Source organism: Pantoea sp. E956-1, assembly GCF_982223955.1.
Window position 1 is genome coordinate 83,554 of record NZ_CEUYZP010000005.1, and the last position, 15,849, is coordinate 99,402.

Genomic DNA, 15,849 nt, shown 5'->3' on the forward strand with positions numbered 1-15,849 from the left:
AGAAAGCGCAAAGTCAGAACGGTTCAGGGATCCAGCGACGCCAGGCACTGCTGCAGTCGTGGCCCAATCAGTTCGAACATGCGTGGTGAGATGATCTCGACGTGCGCACAGTCCAGCGGCCAGATGGTCAGCTCGCCGACATAGGGCGCCCAGGCGCGGCGCGCATCCTGACCGGGCTGCTGCGTCTGTTCCGCCAGGAACAGGGTTGCGTGTCCGGTGAAGCGGGCACTGCGCGCGGTTGCCAGCAGGCGCACCGAACTGGCATAGTTGGCTTCAATGGTGGTAAACAGTGCCTCCATTCCTTCACCGGCCTGCTGCCGCTGCGCTGCGATAAACTGCTCGCGCTCACGATTAACCTCTTCCAGCACCGCCGGATCCAGCACATTTTCGCCGCGCCGTTCATCCCAGTTCTGTGTCTCCGGCGGCCAGGTATCCAGCAGTCCGAGGAAGGCAACGGTTTCACCTTCGGCCTCCAGCCGCGCGGCGATACCCTGCGCCAGCGTGCCGCCCAGCGAGTAGCCCAGGAAATAGTATGGCCCCTGTGGCTGCTGCTGACGCACCGTCGCCAGATGCGCCTCACACACCGCGTCAAGGTGCTGTGCCTGGTTCAGCGGGCTGGTGATGTCGGGTGACTGAATGCCGAGTAGCGACCAGCGTGTATCCAGATAGCGCTGCAACACGCTGAACTGCCAGGCAAAACCGGAGGCGGGATGGAAGCAGAACAGCGTCGGGCCAGTGCCGCGTCGCAAGGGTAATACCGCTTCAAACCCGGCACGAGCCACATCCGCTGGCTCGCTGCTGAGCAGTGCCGCCAGCTTTTCTACCGTGGATGCCACCATAATCTGGCCCACTGATACAGGCTGATTCAGCGTCCGGCGCAGCTGTGCTGCCAGCCGCATAGCCAGCAGGGAGTGGCCGCCCAGCGAGAAGAAATCATCCTGGGCGCTCACCGGTTCGCACTCCAGCAGCCTGGCAAACGCTTGTGCCAGTGTCGTTTCGAGTCCGGGATGCGGCGCGCGACCAGCCAGCACGGCCTGCGTTTGCGGCAGCGGCAGCGCTTTGCGATCCAGTTTACCGTTGCTGCTGAGCGGTAACGCCGCCAGCTTAACCATCGCCACCGGCACCATATGCGCCGGTAACTGTGAGGCCAGAGTCTGACGCATTGCGTCGGTATCGATCGGGCCATCAGCCACCACATAGCCGACCAGCTGGCGGGCATCGCCCTGCTGATCGCTGCTGCTCCCCAGCACCACCGCATGCGTGACGGCCTGCTCAATGCCAGGTAGCGCAGCCATGGCGTGGTCGATCTCGTTCAGCTCGATACGCTGTCCGCGAATTTTAAGCTGATCGTCGCTGCGGCCCAGATACTCCACCGCGCCATCCGGCAGCCAGCGCGCCACATCACCGGTGCGGTACATCCGGGAGCCGTGACCCCACGGATCGGCGACAAACCGGCTGGCAGTGAGGTCGGGACGATCAAGATAGCCATGCGCCAGCTGCACGCCGGTCAGATAGAGATCGCCAGCCACGCCCGGTGGGACTGGCTGCAGACGCGCATCCAGAATCCGTAAGCCGGTGTTCCAGACCGGGAAGCCAATCGGCACGCTGGCCCCTTCGACGGCCGCCAGTTCCGGGCCAAAGGCTGGATAGTAGCTGACATCAACCGCCGCTTCGGTCGGGCCATAGAGATTATGCAAGGGCACCCGGGTCAGCGCCTGCCACTGGCGCGAGAGCTCTGCGGGCAGCGCTTCGCCGCTACAGAAAACCCGGCGCAGGGTGGCGCAGCGCGCTATCGCGTCATCTTCCTGCAGCGAAGCGACAAAAGCAGCCAGCATCGACGGAACAAAATGGGTGGTGGTCACGCGGTAGCGGGCAAACAGCAACTGCAGCGCCTCCGGGTCACGATGAGCATCGGGCGGTGCCATCACCAGCTGTGCGCCGACGATGAGTGGCCAGAAGAACTCCCATACCGAAACATCAAAGCTGCTCGGGGTTTTCTGCAACACCACATCATCGCTGCCGAGCGGATAGTGATCCTGCATCCATAACAGACGGTTGACGATCGCCTCATGACTGACCAGCACCCCTTTTGGCCGACCGGTCGAGCCGGAGGTATAGATGATGTATGCGCCATCCTGTGGACGCGGGGCCTGCATCAGCACGCTATCAACGGGTGTTAACAGCGCGTCGTAAAACAGCGGCGCGACGGGGGAGAGTGCCGCCAGCCGATCGGCCAGGTCACGGCAGGTGATCAGCGTTTTCGGCGCGGCATCTTCCAGCATCATCTGCAACCGATCGTCCGGATAGCCGGTATCGAGCGGCAGCCAGGTGGCACCCACGCTGACGATCGCCTGCAGCGCCAGCGATAAAAAGACCGAACGCGGCAGCGCTACGGCGACGATATCACCCTGAGTCACTCCCTGCGCAACCAACTGTTGCCCCAGCGCGGCGACCTGCTGCTGCATCTGTTGATAGTTAAGCTGATGCCCCGCATCTGCCAGTGCCGGAGCGCGCGGCGAACGCTGTGCCTGACGGAGCAGCAGGCTACTCAGGGTTTCTGCGGGCAGCATCACGGCGGTCTGGTTGATCGCCGCGAGCTGCTGATGCTCTTCCGGCATCAGCATATCCAGTTCGCCACAGGCACTGGCTGGCCGGACGGCAAGCTGCTGAAGCAGCAGGCCAAAGCGGCTGGCGTGTTGCTTCAGCGTTGTGTCGCTGTAACGCTGTGCATTGGCCAGTAACTCCAGCGTCAGGTCGCCCTGTTCGCTGAGGTAGATAGCAATCTCCAGATCGCGTACGGGTCCTGACGCCAGCTGGTGGGTGACGCCTTCAATACCCGCGAAATCGAGCTGGTAGTCAAACATCTTCAGGTTGATCACCGGCCCATAGAGCGGATCGCTGTCGCCGGAGCGACCCAGATCGCGCTGCACCTGTTCAGCGTTGTAACGCTGATGACGACGCATTTTTTTGACTTCGCCCGCCAGACGCCCGGCCAGTGCCGTCAGCGGCTGTGCCGGATCGTAATGCACCGCCATTGGCAGCACGTTAATCACCGGCCCGGTGGCGCAGAGCGCGGCCGAGCCGATACGGCGCATAAAGATGAAACCGGCGGCGAACGCATGCTGACCAGTGAGGCGCGCCAGCCATAACGCCACCAGCGCAAAGGCGGTATCCGCGGCACTGAGGTTGTGCTGCCCGGTGTGCGTCAGCAAAGCCTGAAACGTGTCGCGATCCACGGCAAACGCATGGCGCAGCAGGTCGGTACTGGCGCTCTGACCGGCGAGCGGCAGAGCGGACAACGAGGCGGGCGCAGGTAACTGTGCGCCTTTCTCCAGCCAGAACTGACGATCGCGCTGCCAGCCCGAAGATTGCTGATAGCGCTGATATTCATCAACGACGTCGCTGAACGGCACAAACGGGCTCGGCTCCGGGGTGTCGCCGCGCTGCCAGGCGCTGTAGAGATTGGCGATACGGCGGGTCAGGGCGGTGAAACTAAAACCATCGACCACCAGATGATGGTATCGCTGATACCAGTACCAGTGATCCTCACCCAGCCGAAACAGGCTGTGATGGTAGAGCGGCGCGCCGCTCAGTACCCGCAGATCGCCAGTCATATCCTGCTGCATCAGCGCTCGTGCTGCGGCCTCCGGATCGGCGGCGTCACGCAGATCGATCACCTCAGGCTCACGGAAAGCCTGGGGTTCAGGCCACTGTAGCGGTTCACCCTCCAGCTCGCCAAAGGCCATATTCAGTGTGTCCGCTTCCTGCATGCCAGCAATTATGGCCCGTGACAGCAGCGCGCTGTTCAGCGCACCGCGCAGTTCGACAAAATGCGCCACGGCGTAAGCATTGGAATAGGGCGATAGCTGGTCAGCGATCCAGATTCCGGGCTGAGCGGCCACCAGTGGCAGCGTTTTTTGTTCTGTCTGCGGGTTAAGGGTGATCTCAGACATTTTCGCCTCTGTCCTGCGTCATAACCGGACGGATATCGTGCCAGTTTTCATTCAGCCAGCTCAGACAGTCAGCCTGTGGTCCGGGGCCAAACACCGGCTGCCATCCTGCCGGAACCGCACAAAAGGCGGGCCATAAGCTGTACTGCTGCTGCTCGTTCTTCAGCACCTGACAATCCTGTTGCGGATCGTCAAAAGGGTTAAGTTGTTGCATGTCGATCTCCTGTCCGCCGCCGGGGGCGCTAACGCCGCTGTCCTGCCCAGCCGACATCTTTCAATGACGCGCAGGAGGCGGGATATAAGCGGGTTATGGCTGTTGCCACATGGCTTTAAGGCCTGCCAGCAGTCCGCCGCGCCAGCACAGCGCATCGTGACCGCCTTCAACCGGGTGATAACTGACCTGATGTCCGGCTTCGGTCAGATCGCGCTGGAACTGCTGATTTGCTGCCAGAATCAACCGTTCGCGTCGTCCCGCTTCCAGGTAGAAGCGGCGAGGGGGGGCCTGCAGCAAACCCTGTTGTAACTGCTGTGGCAGCCAGCCATTGGGGTCGCCGCGCGCGGGCCACCAGAATGAACCGGAGAGGCTGATCGCTCCAGCAAAGGTTTCCGGCCAGGTCAGAGTGGCGTAAGCGGCAGAAAGGCCGCCAAAACTCTGTCCCGCTACCAGCGTGCTGTCGGCACGAAACGGCGCCCAGCGCTGAATCTGCGGCAGCAGTTCGTGCTGAATGGCCAGCCAGAAGTCAGGGTTACAGGTCAGCTCACGCGTGCGGTGTTCGCGGTCGATGATGTCGATCATGACATAGACCGCAGGGGGCAGTTCGCCCGCCTCTGTCAGTTGCTGAAGCGGGCCGGCAACCGGCATGCTCTGTGCCCAGAACTGACCATCCAGCAGCAGTGCCAGCGGACGATCGCCTGCACTGGCCTCGCCGGTGACAGAGATCCAGATCTGACGCTGGTTTCCCAGCCGTTCGCTGCGCCACAAACAGTGTTGCAGCGGAATATCGGCGACACGGCCCTCATCAACCGCACGCCACACCTGCTGATCCGGCGCGTGTGGCAGGTGCAGCGGCGAGACCCTCATTCCCCGTCCACCCGCCCAGCTACGCAGAGGATTCAGCGGGTCGCTTTGCGCCTGCGGGAATTTCTGACTCCACCACTGGCGCACTGCCTGCATATCGGCCTGCCCGGTAAAAGTCTCTTCCTGACTATCAGGAATCAGGCAGTAGCTGCCGCGCCAGTCAGCGGGCAGGGCGGTTTGCCACCACCAGACATCGGTATCGGGAACAGGCGTTAATGAGGAGGGGGCCGCTGAATGATGATGATCGGTTACGCCGGTAATATTGATCCAGACGCGCCGGGTATCGGAATGCTGCGTGTCACCCTGCGGATCGCGCCAGAAAAAGGTGACCTGACAGGTTCCCTTTTCGCCAGCTTCAACCAGAGGAATGCCCCGTTGCTGCTGCTGTTGCCACCAGCGTTCACTGCCGGTTTCTTCATTTAACCACGTCATACGCGCCATCTTTCGATCACCCTTGATTAGGGTCATGCATGTTATGAATAATAGTATTGATAATTATTTGCATTTGCAATAGGGTGTTTCCGCCCGAGAGGGAGCGCGCGCATCCTCTCTGCCGCACCGGCTTTCAGACAGGTGCAAAGCGGTTCTGACGCTGGCCCGGCGACAACGGGAAAACGTTACAGGCAAGGTTATTACTTTTTTACCGGCACGCCGGCAGTGGCATCCTCGCTGGCACTCCAGGAACATAAAAAATGAAAAAGTTATCCCGGCTTTCGTTAGCCATTATGATTGAACTGGGTTTCACCGCCTCTCTCATTTCTGCCGGTGCCGTGGCTGCCGAAGCCACCCGCGAACCGGCTATCGACAGCAGCACCTCCGATACCCTCCACGACGAGACCATGATGGTGACCGCCGCCGAGCAGACGCTGCAGGCACCTGGCGTGTCGACCATCACCGCCGACGAAATTAAAAAACATCCACCCGCACGCGATGTCGCCGAAATTATCCGCACCATGCCTGGCGTCAATCTGACCGGTAACTCCACCAGCGGCCAGCGCGGAAACAATCGCCAGATCGATATTCGCGGCATGGGGCCGGAAAATACCCTGATTCTGATTGATGGATTGCCGGTAACCAGCCGCAACGCGGTTCGGCTTGGCTGGCGTGGCGAGCGTGATACGCGCGGCGACACCAACTGGGTGCCGCCAGAGGTCATTGATCGCATTGAGGTGATCCGCGGTCCGGCAGCAGCCCGTTACGGTAACGGTGCAGCGGGCGGCGTGGTGAACATCATCACTAAAAAAGAGATGGATAATCAGTGGCACGGCTCATGGAGCGCCTATTACAACGTGCCGGAACACAAGGAAGAGGGCGCGACCCGTCGCACCAACTTCAGCCTTGAAGGGCCACTGGGCGATGATGTCAGTTTCCGGCTCTATGGCGGACTGGCAAAAACGCAGGCGGATGCTTACGACATTAATGAAGGGCACGCCGCAGACCGCACCGGCAGTTACGCCGGATCGTACCCGGCGGGCCGGGAAGGCTCGATCAACAAAGATATTCATGGCCTGCTGCGTTGGGCATTTGCGCCAATGCAGACGCTGGAAGTGGGGGCCGGTTACAGTCGTCAGGGCAACCTCTATGCCGGGGATACGCAGAACACCAATACCAACGCCCTGGTGAAAAGCAAATATGGTGACGAGACCAACCGGCTCTATCGGCAGAACTTTTCTGTTAAGTGGACCGGTGCCTGGGATAATGGCATCAGCACCAATACCTACGCGCAATATGAGAATACCCGCAACGCGCGACTGAATGAGGGGCTGGCAGGCGGCACCGAAGGCATCTTCGCCAACAGCAACTTCAATACCATCCAGCTGGATGATGTGTTGTTGCACAGTGAGGTCAGCGTGCCGTTTGAATGGCTGGTGAACCAGACCGCGACTTTCGGGACGGAATGGAATCAGCAGCGGATGAAGGATCCTTCATCGACGACTCAGGCCGCCAGCTACGGGTCGATTCCCGGTATCGCTACGACCGGCCGCACACCCTATTCGCAGGCGGAGATCTTCTCGCTGTTTGCCGAAGACAATATTGAGCTGACCGACAGCACCATGCTGACGCCGGGCCTGCGCTTCGATCACCATTCGATTGTCGGCGATAACTGGAGCCCGTCGCTCAACCTGTCACAGGGACTAGGCGATGAGTTCACCCTGAAAATGGGCATTGCGCGCGCCTACAAAGCCCCGAGCCTCTATCAGACCAACCCGAACTATCTGCTCTACAGCAATGGTCAGGGCTGCGCCGCCAGTGCCGGTGCCTGTTATCTGATGGGTAATGACGATTTGAAAGCGGAAAACAGCATCAATAAAGAGATTGGAGTCGAATGGAAGCGCGATGGCTACCAGGCGGGTCTCACCTGGTTCCGCAACGACTACCGTAACAAGATCGAGGCTGGCACGGCGCCAACCGGCACCGCATCTAACGGCAAAACCGACATCTACAAATGGGAAAATGTGCCAAAAGCGGTCGTCGAGGGGCTGGAAGGCACGGTCAATGTCCCGTTCTCCGACAGCGTGACGTGGAACAATAACTTCACTTACATGCTGCAGAGTAAGAATAAAGAGACCGGCGATCGTCTGTCGATTATTCCGGAATATACGCTCAATTCGACGCTGAGCTGGCAGGCAATGCAGGACCTCTCCCTGCAAACGACCCTGACCTGGTACGGTAAACAGGTACCGAAGAAATATGACTACAAAGGAAACGCCGTCACCGGTAGCGCCACCGATCAGGTGAGCCCCTATTCGGTTGTAGGCATGAGCGGAACCTATGACGTTAATAAATATGCCAGCGTCACCGTGGGTATCGACAACCTGTTCGACAAGCGTCATTTCCGTCAGGGTAACGCGCAGACCACCGGCAATGCCACCACCGGAGCGTGGCTCTATGGCGCAGGGGCCAATACCTTTAACGAGTCGGGCCGCACTTATTATATGAGCGTGAACACCCGCTTCTGATGGAAGGGCAATAAAAAGCGCAGCGGCTGACCTGACCGCTGCGCTTTTTTTATGACTGAATAATCAGTTGTTCTGATTGATATCGCGGTAGAGACGGCTCTCAAATCGCACCAGCGGAATACGGCGGGTACGCTGATCTTCCGGCGGAACCGCATAACCGGAAAGGAACTGAACGAATGCCACCCGCGCGCCACTGGACGTGGTAATAAAGCCCGCCAGATTATAGACGCCCTGCAGTGAACCGGTTTTCGCCGAGACTTTGCCATCCAGCCCCGCCTCATGCAGCCCGCCACGATACTGCAGCGTGCCATCATAGCCCGCCAGCGGCAGCATGGAGATGTAATCCAGCGTATTGTCATTTTTCGCAATAAACTGCAAAACCTGCATCATGGTTTGCGGCGAAATCAGGTCATGACGGGAGAGACCGGAACCATCCACCTGAATGCTGTTACCCATGTCGACATTGGCTTTGGCTTTAAGGATGCGGCGAACGGCATCCTGTCCGGCGCGGAACGTGCCGGGCACATTGAAGTAGTGATGACCAATGGTGCGAAACACCGTGTCGGCAATCATGTTGTCTGACTTCTTCAGCATGGTGTGCAGCAGCGTATGCAGCGGCGCGGACTGGGTCGATGCCAGCACCGTACCCGGTTCGGTGACCTGCGTCTGCCGCACCAGATGCCCGCTGTAGTCAATCTCAGACGACCGCAGTTCTGCCTTGAGGATTTCGCCAGCCCAGGCCGCGCCATCCTGCACCGCAAATGCCAGCGGCAGCGGTTCCGCGCGCTGGCGCATACAGCCCGTCAGGGTGTAACGGTTCAGCTCGCCCGGCACCACATCCAGCTCACAATATTGCCCTTCGCCGCTGTTGCGGCCAATGGTACGCACCTGGCTGTACATATGCGCCGGATAATAGGAGGCGATGCGCACAAAGGCATTCTCACCTGGCGTGTTAGCACTGTAGAGCGACACCGAGAAGCAGTTTTTATCAACGATTGCCGCACCCGGCGGGGCGCTGAAGCACTGAGTCATATCATTCCACGGCCAGCCCGGCGCCATATCGTGACTGGCAAAAACGGAGGTGTCGATAACCAGATTGCCTTTGATATGGTTAATGCCCTGCTTCTTTATCGCCGCCACCATGTTGCGCAGATCCTGCCGGCTTAAGGTGGGATCACCGCCGAAACGTGCGACTAAATCGCCGTTCAGGGTGCCATCGATAATGGCGCCGCGAGTCTCAAAGGTGGTCTGAAAACGGAAGTCGCCACCCAGCTCCAGCAATGCTGCCAGCGCCGTTACCACTTTCATGGTACTGGCGGGCAGGGCCATCTGTTTTCCGTGATAATCAATAATCGGGGTTGATGCGCCTACTTTCTGCACCATCAGCGCCAGATTGGCGCCGTCTGGCAGGTACTGCATGTATTCATCAACTGGCGCTGCGTGTGCCTGCAGCATAAATGCGCAGCTTAATCCGGTAACAAGTCGTGAAAATCGCATAATCTCGCGGTAACTGGCAGGTGAGGGCGTCAATACTACGTCGCTGGGCGGTGCAAAGTAAACGATGACCCGCAGGGAACTCTGGGGTAAAATACGTATCAAATTGCAAAACTCTTTTCTGGCCTGGAAGCATCTCCGGGTCAGGATTCTTTTATTTGCAAAACGGGCTAATGCGCCGCAGAACGCTTTTTTCTGCAGTCACCGGTCAGGATGACATCGTTAAACAGGAAAGATGGCGAGGAGCTTAAATGAATCAGATTCCGATGACGTTAAGAGGCGCTGAAAGATTGCGCGAAGAGCTGAACGAGCTGAAAACCGTGAAGCGCCCGCGCATTATCGCCTCTATCGCTGACGCACGCGAACATGGCGATTTAAAAGAGAACGCGGAATATCACGCTGCACGTGAAGAGCAGGGTTTTTGTGAAGGCCGTATTCAGGAGATTGAAGCCAAACTCTCCAATGCGCAGGTTATCGACGTCACTCAGATGCCGAAAACCGGACGCGTGATTTTCGGTGCAACGGTTACCGTGCTGAACGTCGAAACCGACGAAGAAGCCACGTATCGCATTGTGGGCGATGACGAAGCGGACTTTAAGCAAAATCTGATTTCGGTCAATTCGCCGATGGCGCGTGGCCTGGTGGGTAAAGAGGCCGATGACGTGGCTATCGTGAAAACCCCAGGCGGCGACGTTGAGTATGAAATCCTGAAGGTGGAATACCTTTAAGATGTTGCTACGCTTTGAAAAGCGTTAAAACACAATGTAAAGAAAGGAAAAAGGCCGCATTGCGGCCTTTTATCTGAGGTAAGAGCATGTCACTTTCTTTGCCCACTTAGCGTGGCAGAGAAATTTTGCTCTCTTTAGAGGGGCGATACAGCACCAGCGTTTTGCCGATCACCTGTACGTTGCTGGCACCGGTCTCACGCACGATAGCCTCAACGATCAGCTGTTTCGTTTCACGATCTTCCGAGGCGATTTTTACCTTGATCAGTTCGTGATGCGACAGAGCCTGCTCGATTTCGGCCAGCACGCCTTCAGTCAGGCCATTGCCACCCAGCATAACCACTGGCTTGAGCGGATGGGCGAGGCCCTTGAGGTGCTGTTTTTGTTTGGTACTTAGATTCATCGTAGTTTTTTACTTACTCAGGGATTGAAAACGGTTCATTCTACCGCCATCTCGGGTATATCACCAAATCGACGCAACCCATTGCGTGCAGGTTTATCGCTACGATGACGATTTAGTTGGAAATATTATGACGGGTAAAAAGCGTTCAGCCAGCTCCGGCCGCTGGCTTCAGGAACACTTTAGCGATAAATATGTGCTCCAGGCGCATAAAAAAGGGTTGCGTTCGCGCGCCTGGTTTAAACTTGATGAAATACAACAGGGTGACAAGCTGTTCAAACCCGGCATGACCGTGGTAGATCTGGGTGCTGCACCCGGTGGCTGGTCACAATATGTGGTACAGCAAATTGGGAACAAAGGGCGAGTCATTGCCTGTGATATCCTGCCAATGGATCCGATAGTCGGTGTCGATTTCCTTCAGGGCGATTTTCGTGAAGAATCGGTGGTCAATGCGCTGCTTGAACGCGTTGGCGATCAAAAAGTTCAGGTTGTCATGTCCGATATGGCGCCGAATATGAGTGGTACACCTGCCGTAGATATTCCCCGGTCGATGTATTTAGTCGAGCTGGCGCTGGAGATGTGTCGGGATATCCTGGCACCTGGCGGCAGTTTTGTAGTGAAAGTGTTTCAGGGAGATGGCTTCGATGAATACCTGCGGGAAATTCGCTCCCTGTTTACGAAAGTGAAAATTCGTAAGCCGGACGCTTCACGTTCACGTTCACGTGAAGTGTATATTGTGGCGACTGGGCGCAAACTATAACCACATTGCTGGAGAAGTCCGCAGTTTTGCTGCGATTCCATGTATGCGGGATCTATAGTACCCTACGCTATCTGTTAACACCGTTGTAATATGAGGTTAATCCCTTGAGTGACATGGCGAAAAACCTGATTCTCTGGTTAGTCATCGCGGTCGTGCTGATGTCAGTATTCCAGAGCTTTGGGCCCAGCGAGTCGAATGGCCGTCGGGTTGATTATTCAACCTTCCTGTCGGAAGTGAACCAGGATCAGGTCCGCGAGGCGCGTATTAACGGGCGTGAAATTAACGTCGTTAAAAAAGACAGCAATAAATACACGACCTACATTCCTGTCAACGATCCCAAGTTGCTCGATAACCTCTTGACCAAAAACGTCAAAGTGGTTGGCGAACCGCCGGAAGAACCAAGCCTGCTGGCTTCAATCTTCATTTCGTGGTTCCCGATGTTGCTGCTGATCGGTGTGTGGATCTTCTTTATGCGTCAGATGCAGGGCGGCGGCGGTAAGGGCGCGATGTCCTTCGGCAAGAGCAAAGCCCGCATGTTGACGGAAGACCAGATTAAAACCACTTTCGCCGACGTAGCAGGTTGTGACGAAGCGAAAGATGAAGTTGCTGAGCTGGTGGAATATCTGCGTGAGCCGAGCCGTTTCCAGAAGCTGGGCGGTAAAATTCCAAAAGGCGTTCTGATGGTGGGGCCACCGGGTACCGGTAAAACCTTGCTGGCAAAAGCGATTGCCGGTGAAGCGAAGGTGCCTTTCTTTACCATCTCCGGTTCTGACTTTGTGGAAATGTTTGTCGGTGTCGGTGCATCCCGTGTGCGTGACATGTTCGAACAGGCCAAAAAAGCGGCTCCGTGCATCATCTTTATCGATGAGATCGACGCCGTCGGTCGTCAGCGTGGCGCCGGGTTGGGCGGTGGACATGACGAACGTGAGCAGACGCTGAACCAGATGCTGGTTGAGATGGATGGTTTCGAAGGTAACGAAGGTATTATCGTTATCGCCGCAACTAACCGTCCTGACGTACTGGACCCTGCGCTGCTGCGTCCAGGTCGCTTTGACCGTCAGGTTGTAGTTGGCCTGCCAGATGTTCGCGGTCGTGAGCAGATCCTGAAAGTGCATATGCGTCGTGTGCCACTGGCTACAGATATTGATGCAGCAATCATTGCACGTGGTACGCCAGGCTTCTCGGGTGCCGATCTGGCCAACCTTGTTAACGAAGCAGCGCTGTTCGCGGCCCGTTCAAACAAGCGTGTGGTTTCGATGGTGGAGTTCGAGAAAGCGAAAGACAAAATCATGATGGGTGCGGAACGTCGCTCCATGGTGATGACGGAATCGCAGAAAGAGTCAACTGCCTACCACGAAGCAGGCCACGCCATCATTGGTCGCCTGGTGCCAGAGCATGATCCGGTTCATAAAGTAACGATTATCCCGCGCGGTCGCGCACTGGGTGTGACCTTCTTCCTGCCTGAAGGCGACGCGATCAGCGCCAGCCGTCAGAAACTGGAAAGCCAGATCTCAACGCTTTACGGCGGTCGTCTGGCAGAAGAGATCATCTACGGTGCAGAACGTGTTTCTACCGGTGCGTCCAACGATATTAAAGTTGCGACCAATCTGGCGCGTAACATGGTGACGCAGTGGGGCTTCTCTGAAAAACTGGGTCCGTTGCTCTATGCAGAAGAAGAGGGTGAAGTGTTCCTCGGACGTTCTGTCGCGAAAGCGAAACATATGTCTGATGAAACAGCCCGCATCATCGACCAGGAAGTTAAGCACCTGATCGACAGCAACTACCAGCGTGCTCGTCAGATTCTGGGTGAGAACATGGACATCCTTCACGCGATGAAAGACGCGCTGATGAAGTATGAAACCATTGATGCACCGCAGATCGACGACCTGATGGCGCGCCGCGAAGTGCGACCGCCAGCGGGCTGGGAAGATCCAGGCAGCAACTCAGACAGCAACGGTACGCCAAAGGCGCCACGTCCGGTTGATGAACCGCGTACGCCAAACCCAGGCAATACCATGTCAGAGCAGTACAACAAATAAGACGCAACATCGTCAGACAAAACCCCGGCTGGTCCGGGGTTTTTTACATCCAGATATTGATCAGCAAGGAGTTTCAGCCATGAAGTTGTTCGCCCGTGATTCCCATCTCGATTTATCTTTTCCTCATGTGATGGGCATTCTCAACGTCACGCCGGACTCCTTTTCAGATGGTGGAAAGCATAACGCGCTGGTCGATGCGCTGACGCATACCAATGAGATGGTTAATGCAGGCGCAACCATCATCGATGTGGGCGGGGAATCAACCCGTCCTGGCGCTGATGAAGTGAGTGTGGAGGAGGAACTGGAGCGGGTGATTCCGGTCATTGATGCCATTGCCCAGCGTTTCGAAGTCTGGATTTCAGTGGACACCTCTAAAGCTGACGTCATCCGCGAAGCCGCGCGAGTGGGTGCTCACATCATTAACGATGTGCGCTCCCTTTCTGAACCCGGAGCGCTGGAAGCCGCAGCCGCGACCGGACTGCCCGTCTGTTTGATGCATATGCAGGGCGAACCGCGCACCATGCAGCAGGCACCGGTTTATGAAAATATTTTAAGCGAAGTGGACACTTACTTCGCTCAGCAGATAGCGCGCTGCGAAGCGGCGGGCATTAAAAAAGAGCGTCTGATACTCGACCCGGGCTTCGGTTTCGGTAAAAATCTCAGCCACAATTATGAACTGCTGGCTCATCTTGGCGATTTTCACCACTTCGGCCTGCCGCTGTTAGTGGGGATGTCGCGTAAGTCGATGATTGGCCAGCTGTTAAACGTCGGTCCGTCGCAGCGTTTAACCGGCAGCCTGAGTTGCGCGGTGATTGCTGCTATGCAGGGCGCGCAGATTATTCGCGCCCATGATGTAAAAGAGACGGCTGAAGCGATGCGCGTGGTCGAAGCGACCCGAAGAGCAAAAGGAGTATCATGAGTAATCGTAAATATTTCGGTACAGACGGCATTCGTGGCAAAGTCGGTGAAGCACCTATTACCCCCGATTTCGTCCTGAAGCTGGGCTGGGCTGCAGGTAAAGTGCTGGCGCGCCACGGTTCAAAGAAGATCATCATCGGCAAAGATACCCGTATCTCTGGCTATATGCTGGAGTCGGCGCTGGAAGCCGGTCTCGCCGCGGCGGGCCTGACGGCCGCCTTTACCGGCCCGATGCCGACGCCAGCCATCGCCTATCTGACCCGTACCTTCCGCGCAGAGGCGGGCATTGTAATTTCAGCCTCACATAACCCGTTTGACGACAACGGAATTAAATTCTTCTCGTCCGAGGGCACCAAACTGCCTGACGATGTTGAAGAGGCGATTGAGCTGGAGATGGAAAAGCCGATTACCTGCGTCGAATCAGCGCAGTTAGGCCGAGCCAGCCGCATCGTTGACGCAGCAGGGCGTTACATCGAGTTCTGCAAAGGGACGTTCCCCAGCGAACTGAATCTGAATGGCCTGAAAATTGTGGTCGATTGCGCCAATGGCGCCACCTACCACATTGCGCCGAATGTATTGCGTGAACTGGGCGCGACGGTGATTGCTATCGGTGTCCAGCCAGACGGCATGAACATCAACAAAGAATGCGGTGCCACCGACCTCAAGCTGCTGCAGCAGCGCGTGCTGGCGGAGAAGGCCGATATCGGCCTGGCCTACGACGGTGACGGCGATCGCATCATGATGATTGACCATCTGGGTGACAAAGTTGATGGCGACCAGATCCTCTACATCATTGCGCGTGAAGCACTGCGTCAGGGACAGTTACGCGGTGGCGTAGTGGGTACGCTGATGAGTAACATGGGACTGGAGTTAGCGCTGAAACAGCTTGGCATTCCATTTACCCGTGCCAAAGTCGGTGACCGTTATGTGCTGGAGAAGATGCAGGAGAAGGGCTGGCGTCTCGGTGCAGAGAACTCCGGTCATGTGATCCTGCTGGATAAAACCACGACCGGTGACGGTATCGTTGCAAGTTTGCAAGTGCTCACTGCGATGGTGCGTAATCACATGAGCCTGCACGATCTCTGTAGTGGCATGAAGATGCTGCCGCAGGTCCTGGTTAACGTACGCTTTGCGGGCGAACATGATCCGCTTCAGAGTGACTCGGTAAAAGCTGTCACGGCCGACGTGGAAAAAGCGCTGGCGGGTCGCGGACGCGTTCTGCTGCGTAAATCAGGTACTGAGCCATTGATTCGTGTCATGGTCGAAGGCGAAAATGAGGCGCAGGTCACCGAACTGGCGAATCGCATCGCCGACCAGGTCAAGGCCGTTTAAAACCCTAACAGGCGGTCTGCAGAGTGCTGAACTGCCTGTAAAATCACCGGGATGGCGTTTTTTTCTGCAAACAGTATGGGTAGTAAAAATTGCACTTGCAGAGATATGCGCCTTTGGTTAGTATTCACACCCGCTTCTGATGGGTGATGACGAGACTCCCCATCAATACTGGTTGAAGCTTTAACTGTACGAT

11 protein-coding genes are annotated in these 15,849 nt (G+C 57.0%); 6 read left to right on the forward strand and 5 right to left on the reverse strand.

Features of this window, described 5'->3' with window-relative positions; all coding sequences use genetic code 11:
* Positions 1-23: 23 nt before the first annotated feature.
* The 3 genes from AC0T7J_RS14545 to fes form a co-directional block, all read right to left on the reverse strand.
* Positions 24-3,953: an amino acid adenylation domain-containing protein gene (locus AC0T7J_RS14545; protein ID WP_473795102.1), complete on the reverse strand. Its 3,930-nt coding sequence runs from the start codon at positions 3,951-3,953 to the stop codon at positions 24-26.
* Positions 3,946-4,164 carry an MbtH family protein gene (locus AC0T7J_RS14550; RefSeq protein WP_473795104.1) on the reverse strand — a complete coding sequence of 73 codons (219 nt, stop codon included), beginning with the start codon at positions 4,162-4,164 and terminating at the stop codon, positions 3,946-3,948. Before AC0T7J_RS14550 ends, AC0T7J_RS14545 begins: the two co-directional genes overlap by 8 nt.
* 93 nt (positions 4,165-4,257) lie before the next feature.
* Positions 4,258-5,469 carry an enterochelin esterase gene (gene fes / locus AC0T7J_RS14555; protein WP_473795106.1) on the reverse strand — a complete coding sequence of 404 codons (1,212 nt, stop codon included), beginning with the start codon at positions 5,467-5,469 and terminating at the stop codon, positions 4,258-4,260.
* Positions 5,470-5,720: 251 nt separating this feature from the next.
* On the opposite strand from fes, the gene AC0T7J_RS14560 reads away from it, so the two are divergent.
* Positions 5,721-7,988, forward strand: coding sequence for a TonB-dependent siderophore receptor (locus tag AC0T7J_RS14560; protein ID WP_473795108.1), 2,268 nt, complete (start codon positions 5,721-5,723; stop codon positions 7,986-7,988).
* Between the two features lie 63 nt (positions 7,989-8,051).
* On the opposite strand, the gene dacB is transcribed toward AC0T7J_RS14560, so the two are convergent.
* Positions 8,052-9,485 carry a serine-type D-Ala-D-Ala carboxypeptidase gene (dacB, locus tag AC0T7J_RS14565; RefSeq protein WP_010251813.1) on the reverse strand — a complete coding sequence of 478 codons (1,434 nt, stop codon included), beginning with the start codon at positions 9,483-9,485 and terminating at the stop codon, positions 8,052-8,054.
* A gap of 248 nt (positions 9,486-9,733) precedes the next feature.
* Here dacB and greA point away from each other — a divergent pair, with 248 nt between their 5' ends.
* Positions 9,734-10,210, forward strand: coding sequence for a transcription elongation factor GreA (greA, locus tag AC0T7J_RS14570; protein ID WP_010251811.1), 477 nt, complete (start codon positions 9,734-9,736; stop codon positions 10,208-10,210).
* 106 nt (positions 10,211-10,316) lie between these two features.
* On the opposite strand, the gene yhbY is transcribed toward greA, so the two are convergent.
* Positions 10,317-10,610, reverse strand: a complete 294-nt coding sequence (gene yhbY, locus AC0T7J_RS14575; RefSeq protein ID WP_010251809.1) for a ribosome assembly RNA-binding protein YhbY — start codon at positions 10,608-10,610, stop codon at positions 10,317-10,319.
* A 127-nt stretch (positions 10,611-10,737) separates the two neighbouring features.
* Here yhbY and rlmE point away from each other — a divergent pair, with 127 nt between their 5' ends.
* The 4 genes from rlmE to glmM all read left to right on the forward strand — a co-directional run bounded on the left by rlmE (position 10,738) and on the right by glmM (position 15,656).
* The gene (gene rlmE / locus AC0T7J_RS14580; protein ID WP_010251807.1) at positions 10,738-11,367 is read left to right on the forward strand and encodes a 23S rRNA (uridine(2552)-2'-O)-methyltransferase RlmE; all 630 of its coding nucleotides are present in this window, start codon (positions 10,738-10,740) and stop codon (positions 11,365-11,367) included.
* A gap of 113 nt (positions 11,368-11,480) precedes the next feature.
* Positions 11,481-13,406, forward strand: a complete 1,926-nt coding sequence (ftsH, locus tag AC0T7J_RS14585) for an ATP-dependent zinc metalloprotease FtsH (RefSeq protein ID WP_031592034.1) — start codon at positions 11,481-11,483, stop codon at positions 13,404-13,406.
* 79 nt (positions 13,407-13,485) lie between these two features.
* The gene (gene folP, locus AC0T7J_RS14590; RefSeq protein WP_022625281.1) at positions 13,486-14,325 is read left to right on the forward strand and encodes a dihydropteroate synthase; all 840 of its coding nucleotides are present in this window, start codon (positions 13,486-13,488) and stop codon (positions 14,323-14,325) included.
* Positions 14,322-15,656, forward strand: coding sequence for a phosphoglucosamine mutase (gene glmM / locus AC0T7J_RS14595; protein ID WP_031592038.1), 1,335 nt, complete (start codon positions 14,322-14,324; stop codon positions 15,654-15,656). The genes folP and glmM overlap by 4 nt, the downstream gene beginning before the upstream one ends.
* Positions 15,657-15,849 lie beyond the last annotated feature (193 nt).

Coding starts and splice junctions, on each gene's coding strand:
- fes (WP_473795106.1), bottom strand. CDS start 5,469: ATGGCGCGTATGACGTGGTTAAATGAAGAAACCGGCAGTGAACGCTGG.
- glmM (WP_031592038.1), top strand. CDS start 14,322: ATGAGTAATCGTAAATATTTCGGTACAGACGGCATTCGTGGCAAAGTC.
- greA (WP_010251811.1), top strand. CDS start 9,734: ATGAATCAGATTCCGATGACGTTAAGAGGCGCTGAAAGATTGCGCGAA.
- yhbY (WP_010251809.1), bottom strand. CDS start 10,610: ATGAATCTAAGTACCAAACAAAAACAGCACCTCAAGGGCCTCGCCCAT.
- AC0T7J_RS14560 (WP_473795108.1), top strand. CDS start 5,721: ATGAAAAAGTTATCCCGGCTTTCGTTAGCCATTATGATTGAACTGGGT.
- AC0T7J_RS14545 (WP_473795102.1), bottom strand. CDS start 3,953: ATGTCTGAGATCACCCTTAACCCGCAGACAGAACAAAAAACGCTGCCA.
- folP (WP_022625281.1), top strand. CDS start 13,486: ATGAAGTTGTTCGCCCGTGATTCCCATCTCGATTTATCTTTTCCTCAT.
- AC0T7J_RS14550 (WP_473795104.1), bottom strand. CDS start 4,164: ATGCAACAACTTAACCCTTTTGACGATCCGCAACAGGATTGTCAGGTG.
- ftsH (WP_031592034.1), top strand. CDS start 11,481: ATGGCGAAAAACCTGATTCTCTGGTTAGTCATCGCGGTCGTGCTGATG.
- rlmE (WP_010251807.1), top strand. CDS start 10,738: ATGACGGGTAAAAAGCGTTCAGCCAGCTCCGGCCGCTGGCTTCAGGAA.
- dacB (WP_010251813.1), bottom strand. CDS start 9,485: ATGCGATTTTCACGACTTGTTACCGGATTAAGCTGCGCATTTATGCTG.